10 protein-coding genes are annotated in these 11235 nt (G+C 66.8%); 7 read left to right on the forward strand and 3 right to left on the reverse strand.

The features are described from left to right. Positions 1-57 precede the first annotated feature (57 nt). Both QPK52_RS03205 and QPK52_RS03210 read left to right on the forward strand, forming a co-directional pair. Positions 58-843 (forward strand): GntR family transcriptional regulator, encoded by a 786-nt coding sequence (locus tag QPK52_RS03205; RefSeq protein WP_410535462.1) that lies wholly within the window; start codon positions 58-60, stop codon positions 841-843. Beyond that, positions 843-1502, forward strand: coding sequence for a 2'-5' RNA ligase family protein (locus QPK52_RS03210; RefSeq protein WP_410535464.1), 660 nt, complete (start codon positions 843-845; stop codon positions 1500-1502). The genes QPK52_RS03205 and QPK52_RS03210 overlap by 1 nt, the downstream gene beginning before the upstream one ends. A gap of 488 nt (positions 1503-1990) precedes the next feature. Here the strand turns inward: QPK52_RS03210 and QPK52_RS03215 are convergent, their stop codons facing one another. Beyond that, positions 1991-2872, reverse strand: a complete 882-nt coding sequence (locus tag QPK52_RS03215; RefSeq protein ID WP_410535465.1) for a hypothetical protein — start codon at positions 2870-2872, stop codon at positions 1991-1993. Continuing rightward, positions 2869-3276: a RusA family crossover junction endodeoxyribonuclease gene (locus QPK52_RS03220; protein WP_410535466.1), complete on the reverse strand. Its 408-nt coding sequence runs from the start codon at positions 3274-3276 to the stop codon at positions 2869-2871. The genes QPK52_RS03215 and QPK52_RS03220 overlap by 4 nt, the downstream gene beginning before the upstream one ends. A gap of 474 nt (positions 3277-3750) precedes the next feature. Between QPK52_RS03220 and QPK52_RS03225 the strand changes: the two genes are divergently transcribed. The 4 genes from QPK52_RS03225 to QPK52_RS03240 all read left to right on the forward strand — a co-directional run bounded on the left by QPK52_RS03225 (position 3751) and on the right by QPK52_RS03240 (position 7437). Then, complete coding sequence (locus QPK52_RS03225) at positions 3751-4368, forward strand: class I SAM-dependent methyltransferase (RefSeq protein ID WP_410535468.1); 618 nt, start codon at positions 3751-3753, stop codon at positions 4366-4368. Further along, positions 4368-5381 (forward strand): HNH endonuclease, encoded by a 1014-nt coding sequence (locus tag QPK52_RS03230; protein WP_410535470.1) that lies wholly within the window; start codon positions 4368-4370, stop codon positions 5379-5381. Before QPK52_RS03225 ends, QPK52_RS03230 begins: the two co-directional genes overlap by 1 nt. A 226-nt stretch (positions 5382-5607) precedes the next feature. Further along, positions 5608-6090 carry a hypothetical protein gene (locus QPK52_RS03235; protein ID WP_410535471.1) on the forward strand — a complete coding sequence of 161 codons (483 nt, stop codon included), beginning with the start codon at positions 5608-5610 and terminating at the stop codon, positions 6088-6090. A gap of 282 nt (positions 6091-6372) precedes the next feature. Further along, on the forward strand, positions 6373-7437 hold the full coding sequence (locus QPK52_RS03240; protein WP_410535472.1) for a protein NO VEIN domain-containing protein: 1065 nt from the start codon (positions 6373-6375) through the stop codon (positions 7435-7437). A gap of 282 nt (positions 7438-7719) precedes the next feature. On the opposite strand, the gene QPK52_RS03245 is transcribed toward QPK52_RS03240, so the two are convergent. Beyond that, a complete protein-coding gene (locus QPK52_RS03245) occupies positions 7720-8880 on the reverse strand; it encodes a tyrosine-type recombinase/integrase (protein ID WP_410535473.1) in 1161 nt (386 codons plus the stop codon). A 1442-nt stretch (positions 8881-10322) separates the two neighbouring features. Here QPK52_RS03245 and QPK52_RS03250 point away from each other — a divergent pair. Continuing rightward, a complete protein-coding gene (locus QPK52_RS03250; RefSeq protein WP_410535474.1) occupies positions 10323-10982 on the forward strand; it encodes a DUF4232 domain-containing protein in 660 nt (219 codons plus the stop codon). Positions 10983-11235 lie beyond the last annotated feature (253 nt).

The raw sequence follows: 11235 nt of genomic DNA on the forward strand, positions 1-11235 counted from the left end.
CTTGTAGTCCTGTGTTGGACCTTGGTGGCATGCTGGAGAGCGAAGAGGAGGACGAACGTGACTGATGCGGTGGCCGGGGTGGCGAAGTATCACCGAGTGGCGAACACGCTGCGTGCCGAGATCCGGGAGGGCGTGTTTGACGAGCGAGAGGGCCGTCTGCCCGCTGAAACCGAACTCGCGAAGCGGTTCGGGGTGAGTCTGCCGACTCTGCGGCAGGGGCTCGGGATCCTGCGCGCCGAAGGACTGATCGAGTCGCGTCATGGGCGCGGGACGTTCGTGAAGCACGACCGCCCTCGCCAGCGACGGTCACGCCATCGGTACGGACGTGCCCGCAAGGACGAGCGACTCCTCACCGACGAACTGCGACATGAGATCGGGTTCGCTGGCCGGGCACCCGCCCCCGCGCACATCGCAGAAGCCATGGGAGTGCCCCCCGGAACGGAGGTCGTGGTCAGGCAGCGGCGCCTCTTCGACAAGAAGAGCCAACGCCCCGAAGAGGTGGGTGCCAGCTACATCCCGGTAACCATCGCGGGCGGCACCTTCCTGGAAGAGCCGACCGTGGTACCGAAAGCCCTCTTTCTCTGTGTCGAGGACTTCTCAGGGCAGCGCTACGCCGCCGTGAGGGACCTGTGGCGAAGCAGGATGCCGACTCCGGAGGAGGCGGCACTCCTGGAGCTCCCGAGTGGCGCGCCGGTCCTCAACGTGGTGCACACGGCGCGCGCGGCCGACGGCACGGTGCTGGAGGTCTCGGAGTCGACATGGCCGGCCGACCGCATCATCGTGGTTGACGAGTACGACGTAGAGCAGGAACCGACTGAGCCCCAATCTCCCTCGGAGGTCTGATGGGATTCGCCGACTTGCCCCCGGGCCAGCACGCGGAAGAGCTGCGGGACCACTGGTGGTGGCGCCCGGGCTGGCACGTGGGGCAGCGCGCTCTCACCTGGCACCTGACATTCGAGGGGCAGACGGATCTGCACCGCCTGGTCGAGCGCTACCACGAAGCACTGGCCCCGTTCCCGGGGCTGGAGCCCGTTCCCATCCCGTGGCTGCACCTGACCATGCAAGGAATCGGGTTCACATCCGATGTGAGCGCCGAGGACACCGCGCGTATCGAGAAGGCCGCCCGCGAGCGCTTGGCCAGTCTCCCTGCTCCAGCTCTCACCTTCGACCAGGTCATCGTCGCGGACGAAGCTGTTGCTCTCCCGCCCGACAAGGAGGGGGAAAAGACGATTCGCGCCGTCAGGGCCGCGATCCGGGAGGGTATCGGAGCGGTCTGGGGTACGGACAACATTCCGGAGAGCAGTAGTCACTACAGGCCGCACGTAAGCGTCGCGTACAGCAACCGCACGCAGGACGCGGCCCCGGTTGCGGAAGTGGTTGAGGGCGTCGGTGAACAGCCGGCCCGTTTGGTCGTGCCTGCCGCATCCCTGATCGTGCTCCACCGGGACCACCGGGTCTACGAATGGGAAACCGTGGCCAAAGTACCGATCGGGCGTACATAGACAAAGCGGGGCCCTGGATCGTCTGCGTGCCGCCAAGAGATAGCCCGGGGCAACTAACAACGATTAATGACGACCGCACGATGGCTGACCATAGCGGCTCATGCAGCGCTTCGCCCAGAGCCGTAGGGTGACTCACAATTTCTTGAGCAACAACCTTCTCCACGGATTCAAGACCAGCGCACGGCGCGGGCGCGCGCCGCCTCTGCGGCGCGGCCTGCCTCCTGTCTTCGTCCCGGCTGGCCGCGCCCGGCGGCGCGCTCGGCGACTGCGGGTATGAAGTGGGAAACGCCCTCTGCGGCTGGGGCGGTCGGCTCCGCAGCTTTAGGCAGCCAATTTGGCGCGAGCCTCGAAGATCATGGCACAAAATCGGGCAATAATGGGCAGACTCACAAACCCGCCCGATCCGCTAGCTAACGTAATGAGCCATGACTCGCGCCAAATCAGCTCCAGCCCAAAGCCGCCACACCGAACTTATTCGCCCTGCCATCCTAGTAGTCGCCCTTCTTAACCCATTCATGACCGTCCGACTCAATTAGCAGTACCGCATCATCGACGTCTTCCGCAGATGCGTCAGGAAAGTGATTCTCAAGCACGTCTCGCGCATCATATGGCCCACCAAATACGTACTGATAGCCACCCTCACCTGAATCGAACGGCACTCCATTAGCAGGGTCTTCATAATTATCAAAGAACCAGTCAACCATCTCGTCCACCGACACATACCGCGCGCCAGCAATACGCTCGGCCAGGGAGGCGACATCCTGCACCATAGAAAGAGACACCGGTGCATCAATGCCGTGGGCGACAGAATTTCGCACCTGCCGAGCCGCATTAAGCCTACTGAAGTCCTCTGGGCTTAGAAGGCCCAAGCTCGCCAGTTCTGCCAGGCCGGGGCGGGGGCGCCGATTCGGCTGCTGTCGCAGCTCTGGCGTCCTATCCACAAGACGCGCAATGGCACCTTCGAGCGCCGCGTACGCCAGCAGCAATCCTGCCGCTTCATCATGCTTCGCCACGACTACGGCACGATGGGCGAATGAATCGACTGCACGTTCCTCTGGAACCGTGGCGTCTTCCCCGATCCACACTACCTCGAAATTCCAATTCTTCCTGGAATCGGCGATAGTAGATAGCTCGGTCAGTGAGCGTTTCGCATTTTCCGAGAGGGTAGAGTTGGACTGCCGTCGCGCGAACTCAACGATGATAACTTCATCTCCGCGTCGGGCGATAAGATCAGGACGCACTGTCGTCTTATCGCCTAGCAGGCTTGAGACTTGCGCCTCCCGTAGGATCTCGAACCCTTGCCGCCGAAGCTCTCGCTCCTTTTCTCGGAGAGCGTCCTCCACTGCATCGAGCATGTGCCTGTCTTTCATGGCAGCTCCTTGTGGTCGGGCGCGAGATCTACCTTGATATGCACGAACGGGCCGTTAGAGATGAATCCGTCTGCCATAACCCGACTCATACCCTTGACGACAAAGGCGTTCGCCAGGTCTCGCTTTCCCCCACGTACGTCGGTCACATGCTTGTCGTCGTCCAGGACAATACCGATCAGCGCATCCTGAATCGGTTTCAGCATGTTGTCGACGTCGAGGGCGCTTCCCTCGTAGAAGTAGGTGATCGTGACCTGAACAGGCACTGCGAGCGGCGCTTCGCCCGTAGGCCACCGCGACGCGGCAGCCGCCGAGACAGCTGCCTTCCAGCGGGTACGGGTCGAGCCCTTAGCTTGGAGTGATGCGGGGACTCCGTGCACCACACATTCCCAAGGCAGTGTCGCCATGGCGTGACGATACCAGGGCAGGACCACTCGAATGGCGTCCCGGCCATACGGCGGAGCCTACGGGCCAAGGGCCAAGTCCGGGCCGTGCCTGGGCCGTACGAGGACGCCCAACGCCGACCGACAACGACAGAAGCCCACGGCATCTGAACTGTTCAGAGCCGTGGGCCTCTTCAGGTCCGCTGATCAACGGAAGGGGTGATCAGTAGACCGGCAAGTCAGGCCATGCACGTTGGCTCTGATCTGTAGGGGGCGGTCCGACATCACCAAGTGACATCAACGCCCCCGGACAGCAGCAGACCACGGCAGCCGGATGAGGATCTGGAGCTGTCGGGAACACGCGAGCCGGGCAAGGCGCACAGCCCAGTGATCGAACTCCTAAAGCGGTTGTCACAGGAGTGTGGCAGCTTGGGGCTGGTTGCCGTAGTGCGCGGCGTACGAAGCTGTCTGGTTGAGGTGCGAGGAGGCGCTACGGGCATGGCTCGACTGCCTGGGACCGTGGGCTACGGGGAGGACGCCGAGGCGCTGGCCCTTCGGTACGAGGGGGTGGCGTTCGAGGGCGTGCACGGAGACCTTCTGCCGTGGCTGCCGCCCGCTCCGGGGCGGGTGGTCGACATCGGTGCCGGCAGCGGTCGGGACGCCGCCGCGATGGCCGCGCGCGGTTATGCGGTGGTGGCAGTGGAGCCCACCCCGGAGCTGCGGCGGATCGGGCAGCGCCTCCACGCCGGCGCGCCGGTCAAGTGGGTCGATGACGCCCTGCCCGCCCTGACCGGTCTGCGCGGACCCTTCGGCTTGGTGCTGTTGTCCGCAGTGTGGATGCACCTGGACGAGCAAGAGCGCGTCGAGGGCATGCGGCGGGTGGCCGAGCTGACCGCGCCCGGAGGATGTGTGGCCATGTCGCTGCGGCACGGGCCGACCCCGATCGGGCGGCGGATGTTCGCGGTGTCCGCGGATGAAACCGTCGCCCTGGCCGAACGGTTCGGCCTGGCGGTGGTACACCGTGGGGAGGGGCCGGACCGGCTGGGCCGGGCGGAGGTGCGCTGGAGCACGCTGGTCTTTCGCTCTGAGTGGCGCACTGAGGTGGGGAGGGGCTGATGACAGTGGAGTTCTACCGGGTCGAGCCGAGCGCCCGGACCTCCTGGCGACTGGCGGTGCTGATGGGCGCCAACACCCGCACCTACAAGTTCGCCCTCGGCACCGCGCTGCTGGAGTACGCCGCCCAGGACCGCACCGAGGTGACGCTGGACGAACTCGCCGTGCCCTACGCCATGGGCTTGGTCGCGCACCTGGCCGAAGCACCCCAGGCACCATCCGGAGCGCCACTGGGAGAGTCGGACTTCCTGACCGTGGCCCGGCAGGAGGCCGAGGAGTCCACCACGTTGGGCCGCCCTACCGAGCTGCTCCTGCATGCCGCGGTGCGTTCCATGCCCGCGATGGTGATGCAGAAGTTCCACAACCTGGGCGGCGGCGCCGAGGTGGCCCACCGCTTCTACGAGTTGGCAGGCGGCCCGCGCCGGCGGATCGTGCGCCTGACTTCCGACCTGCGCCAGGTCGCCCGGTCCGAGCAGGCCGCCGGGCTGCGTGCCGAGCTGGGCGCGCGGTGGAGCATCGTCGAGAGCTCCTTCGCCGCCGGCGTCGGACGCAGCCTCATCACCGAGGGCGTCGCGGTGGACTGGGCCACGCTGAGGCTCATGGACAAGCGCCGCCGCCATTCGGTCACCGGGGTCGCCGACGCCCTGATCGGCTTCCAGCACGGCCGATGCCTGATCTGCACCGACCCCATCACCCCCGACGACGGGACCGCCGTCGACCACGTCTTCCCGCACTCGCTGATGCGGCGCTTCGGTGAGGTGTCCGCCTGGCGCGGCCCCGACTTGGATGTCATCTGGAACCTCGCACCCGCCCACCAGGCGTGCAACGGCGCCAAGAGCGATCGGCTCCCCACACCCGAGGAACTCCACCGCCTCGCCCAGCGCAACGAGGCGATCCTGCGGTCCCCCCACCCGCTCAGGAAGGCCCTGCAGCTCACCCTCCGCGGCGCGGGGTACAGCGGTGTCCCCGGGCAGTGGCCTTACCTCCTCCGTCAGGTCCAGGCAGTCTGCGGCTGACCCGCACTGGCCAAATCGCCTCCTTGCGTGCGTTTCGCGTAGCTGTCACACAGAACGGAGACCAGCGGCCAGGGGAAGGAGCGTGCGTCGCATGCCCGGGTTGGACGGCGATTCGGTGACACCTTCGGCATGGGCAAGGCAACGGTTCGGGAAGCAGGCCAGCAAACTTACCGCCGCGGTGCCGGTACGGCTGACACGCGCGCACGTGCGAGCACACGCAGTACACTTGACCGCCGGCCTGAAGAAGCGAAGTCCTTACGGAGCCACGCTCGCGGAGGCAGTCCGCGAGGAACTGGCGGAAGCAGCGCTCATGCTCGGCGGGGCGGTACGCGACGTGCGAGGCTACGACTACGCGGTCGTCAACGACCACGCGCTCTTCCCCTTCAAGTACGCGAACCGTCCGACCCCTCTCCACCGCGCCCGACTGCCCGCCGATGCGTCCACCACACGCCGACGCATGCTGATCGGGCACGGACCGGACGCCCAGGAGGGGCTCTTCCCCCTGGACGACAGCCTCACCACCGACGAGTACGAGCAGCTCCACGAGATATTCGAAGAACTCGGAGCCACCACAAAACTCGTGTGCGTGTTCTTCACCGCCGACCCGGAGAACGGCATTCACGCCATCCACTGGGGTGAGGCGTATCTGGAGCCGGACCGCACCTTCACCTGGTTGCACACCGAAGCGCTACCCGTCGCCCCGGCCTGACTGTGCCAGCCTCCACGGCCGAGGCTCGGGTCGGGCCACTACAGTCAGGTGAGGAGCCAGCCCGTGCGCATCTGGCGCACGGACCCCGATCTCCCGTCTCATAACAGCTCCCGCCCACGGCCTCTCAGCGCCAGCCACGCGTACCTGCCCCGTTCGTCCTGCTCTTCGCTACCTTTGCGACCTCGGTTAACCACATCCTCTACGAAACTGCGAGTCGAGCTGTCCCTTGCTGCGAACACCAGGCGCCCGGAGTGGCCTCCTGAACTTGGCAGGTCTGGCAGGATGAGACAGAGCACTGGTCACTACTGGGGGAGAATTTTGCCGATCAACAGATGGTGGGTTGGAGATCCCAGCGAGCGGTATTGGTTGGAGATCACGAATAGGCCGGACATTGGCACCAACCTGCACGCACCGAAGGTCAACGACAGTGGTGCCGAGTACTGGTCCTACTCGCTCGTCCAGTACGTACGGCCGGGGGACCTGGTACTGCACTGGGACAAGAATCATGGACCGGGGATCGTTGGCTATTCACGAGTCACTGGTGAACCGTTCTCATCCAGCATTACATGGCAGAGTCGAGGAACATACGGCCGTCAGCGCGCCCCTTCGGGTCCCGAGCCTGCTTGGCAGGCGCCACTCGGCGGCTACCACCAGCTAAAGCGCCCCTTGACGCAGGAACGTTTGCGGGAGCTGGAACCTGAAGTGAGGAAGGTGCGAGACACTCTCGCCGCCTCAATAGAAGGGCCGGTCTACTTCCCGTTCGCTATTTCCGAGTCGCGTCCCATACGGGCAGCTCAAGGCTACTTGACCAAGTGGCCTAGGTTGCTGGTGGAGGCGACCCCGGAACTGACCGAGCTCCGTCAGACCGCAGCATCAGAGCCGCATGAACCCGACTCCCCACCAGTATCCGATAAGCCAACACCTCGCAACCGGAGTCGCAGCGGGTACGGGCGGCAACAGAATGCCGCTCGCCGACGGGCTATCGAACGCTACGCCGTAAGCCTGGTAATGAGTCATTACTCATCACTCGGTTACGAGACCGAAGACGTTGGCGATCGTCAGTCCTGGGATGTAACAGCACGCCGAGACGAAACAGAGCTTCACATCGAGGTCAAGGGCAGCACTACAGAACGCGAAGCCATCGACCTCACCGAGGGCGAGGTGCGTCATGCGGAGGACAACGCCACCTGCCTGGTAGTCATCGACCAGATCAGGATGGACAGCGAATTGCGCTGCTCGGGCGGACGTTGGCGCATCTGGGAGGAATGGAGGCCAACGCGCGACGTGCTGGTCCCGACCGCATACCGGTACCCACTGCCCAGCAACGGTGAGGTCAGCCACCTGTGATCTACAAAACCTCTGGGACCAGTTGGGACCGCACGGTACGCACAGCAGCGAACAACCCCAGCTCAGCCAAACGGCAGGCTGTGTTCCACAAGGTATCTGATCTACAGAAACGCCTACCGCGATGATTTGGGAATCAAGCGCTGCAGGGCGGGCGCCCTGACATCAACGGTTGACATCAACGGACACGTACGTCGGTGAACGTCCGTGTCACAGAGAGCAGAACCCAGGCCGTCCCGGCACAGTCCGCATGCGGTGGCCCGCGGGCTGGCACGCGCCTGGGGGTCAAGGGGTCGCAGGTTCAAATCCTGTCGTCCCGACCAGCGATATCGCAGGTCGCAGGGCCACTTCCGCCGGACGGCGGGAGTGGCCTTCGCCGTTTCCGGGCCCTGGTGGTCGCAGGGTGGTCGCAGCACCTCCGCCGCTTCCTCGGCCGCCGGTCAACCAGGGCACCCGCTCGGCGGGTCGGTCCCGGTCCCGGTCCCATGGTGGTCGCGGGGTGGTCGCAGCCGGCCGGCGGGGTACCGGTCCGGCCTCGTCGAGGACCTGGCCGACGTGGTCCACGGCCTGGCGGGCGGCCTGCGCGGTCAGGTGACCGTAGACGTTCGCGGTGGTCGACAGAGTGGAGTGCCGCAGCGTCTTGGACACGATCACCAGCGGCACGCCGCCGGCCAGGGAGATCGTCGCGGTCAGGTGCCGAAGGTCGTGCAGGGCGATCCTGGACACTCCGGCCCGCTCGCACAGCAGGTGGAAGTGGTTGAGCGCGTGCTGCAGATGCAGCGGCCGGCCGTCGGCGCGGTGGAACACCAGCCCGCCCTGCGAGCCTCCTTCCCCACCCCGCGCGGCCGCGCGACGCCGAAGCGCCTGGACGACCCGGTCGGACAGCGCGATCCAGCCACGGCCGGACCGGGTCTTCGGCGCGGTCAGCACCAGGCGGTTGTTGTCGACCGCCGACAGGGTGCACCGCACCAGCAGCACCCCCTGGTCCAGGTGCACATCGGCCCACCGCAGCCCCAGCGCCTCACCCTTGCGCATCCCGGTGCCGATCAGCACCTCCACCAGATCCGCGAACAGCCCATCATGGGCGTGGCAATGGGCGAGGAAGCGGGCCGCCTCCTCCACCGTCCAGATCCGCCGCTCGGCCGCTGCCGGGCGCGGGATGACGGTGGGCCGCGCCGGATTGGCCGGCAATCGATGGTGCCGCACCGCCTCCCCCAGCGCGCTGGAGAGCGTGGCCAGGCAGCGGTGCACCGTGACCCGGCCCCGGCCGCGGGCCAGTTGGTCGCGGGCGAAGGCGGCGGTGTGCCCGTAGCCCAGATCATCCAGCCGCACTCGCCCCAGATGCGGGAGAAGATCGTTGCGCACGTAGTCGCGGTAGCGCGCGTACGTGGTCGGCTTCAGGCTCATCTCCTTGGCCGCCGGCCAGCCGGTCAGGTAGTCGGCCACCGTCTCGTTCGGATCCGCTCGGAACCCGGCCTCCTCCCCGCCAGGAACCGGCGCAGCGCCACCCGAGCCTCCTCCCGGCCGGAGAACCCGCCTCGCCGCACCGCCGCCCGCCGGCGCCCGGGATCGAAGACATCCACCGCGAACGACCACCGGCCGTGGCCGGGATCGGTCACCAGGCGCGGGCACCGCGCCCCCAGCTGCCGGCGCCGCTCGTCCCGGCACCCGCACCGCCGGTACACCCGCCCCCGCTCACCCGTCCCGCGCATCACGATCACCACCAGCCACCACACGGAAGAACCCTCACCCCCAGTCTCCGCCCCGTCCGGCCGCACCATGCGATCACCCCGCGACCACCACCCCTCCCACACCCGCCCTGACCTGCGGAGATCCCTTGTCGAGGCGACAAGTGCACTCCCCTGGAGGCCCCGATGCCGGACGGCGGCGACGGTCCACCCGAGATGCTGGCAGGCCGCAGTCGAAGGTCCGTCACCGCTTCAGGCGGGTGAAGGTGGCACTGGTAGTGCGGAGGGCTCGGCGCATCGGTCGCGGGCGAACCTACCGGCAAAATGAAGTACCCGCCCCTCCGCGAGCTGGTCGCCGACGCTGGAGTTGTTCCCGAACATCCCGTGCGCCAGGCCGTCGCGGGTGAGGAGACCCTGGCGGGGCCGTGCCTGGTACTTCACGACATTGTCCGACCAGCCCTTCTCCCCGACGGACACATCCCACTCCACCCGTGAGCCCCTCGTAGGTGACCGTGCAGATCGCCGCCGTCTCGGGCTTCGCACCGAGATCCTTCGGGCACCGGCCGGTGGCCTCACCCCGCACTGCCGAGCCGCCCCATCTCCCCCGCCTGTGACAGTGTTGTGACCGGAACTGTGCCCTCCATCACACACGCAGGGGCCGGGCCCTGATCGGATGACCCGATGCGTAGAACCTTTCCGCTCCACCCCCCTACACCAAGGCCGCCCGGCCCGCCCCCTTCCTGGCGGCCCTCGCCATGACCGCCCTGCTGCTCACGGCCTGCGGGACGGAGCGCGCGGGTGTCGGGGACACCGGAGGCGCCGAGGCTCCCGACGCGGCCGGACCGTCGTCCTCCACGCAGGTCGACGATCCGGGGAAGGACTGCGTACGGATCACTTCGCTGACCCTCCCGTCAGCCTCCGCCTCGACCTCTCCCTCTCCCAGTCACGAATATGCGGTCTCCGCTGATCGCCTCATCCCGGACGCGTGGGCCAGCGCCGACTTCGAGGTCGCCAACGAGGGCCCAGGGAGCCTGACTTACATTGTCATCATCACCTTCATGAGCGACGACGGCGGAGCCATGGCCAACGAGACCGCGACCGTGCGCGACGTCGGGCCGGGGAAGACCGTGCGGGGCACGGTCCGGGCAGAAGCGCTGCCGCCCGGCACGCCACGGATAACCGGGGCCAAAAGCGCTCCAAGTGACCAAGGTCCCCGCGAGCGAGGCGCCCGCCGAACCGGGTACGTGCCCCGCCTCCGGCATCCGGGTCAGCGCCGACAAGGGCGACGCGGCCATGGGGCTGCGCGTCGTGGGCATGCACCTGGAGAACTGCGGTACGCGTGACTACACCGTTCAGGGCTACCCCCTGATGAAGCTCCTGGACCACGGCATGAAGCCCGCCGACGGCATCGAGATCCTCGACGGCAGCGGCGAGATCACCACGGGCACCGGGCCCGACGAGCCGCGCCGCCCCGTCACGCTCGGCCCCGGCGAAACGGCGACCGCCGGCCTGGTCTGGCGGAACACCACCAAGTCCGGTACGCCGGTGAACGTGCCCTACGTACAGGTCCGGGCCAAGGCCGGTGCCGCCCCGGTGATCCCGGGCCTCGGCCTGGGAACGACCAGAAAGCTCGGCGTCAGTCCGTGGAAGAAGGCCGAGGAGCAGCAGGGCGGGACAGCGGGTACGAGCGGTAGGGCCGGGCGGCCAGAGCTGAGCCCTCGGGTCTGGCCGTCGGCCCGAAGAGGTGACGGCGCCGTGCGCACCCGCGCCATCACCCGTACAGCCAAGGTGAATCACACCAGCACCGACCCGAAAACGAAAACGGCGGCGACGGTCCTGCGTCGCCGCCGCCTCGCGTGAGACACCGCCTCTCACCAGGCCCGCCCATGAGGCGTGAGTGCCACTCATCCACCGTGCTCATCAGCGCTGTTGGGCTGCACCCTCACCTCGAATTTATATGATCATCCCACTGAAGATACCCGGCTATATGCATTGAAAAGAGCAATCCATTGAAGACGTCCCCTCACGCACCTTCTGGCTCCGCTGGAGAACGGCGAAGACCCCGTCCACCGCGATATACCTGGGTCGCAGCCCTGTTGGCCTGTGCCGTCTG

The organism is Streptomyces sp. KL2 (assembly GCF_046529545.1).
GTDB lineage: Bacteria > Actinomycetota > Actinomycetes > Streptomycetales > Streptomycetaceae > Streptomyces > Streptomyces radiopugnans.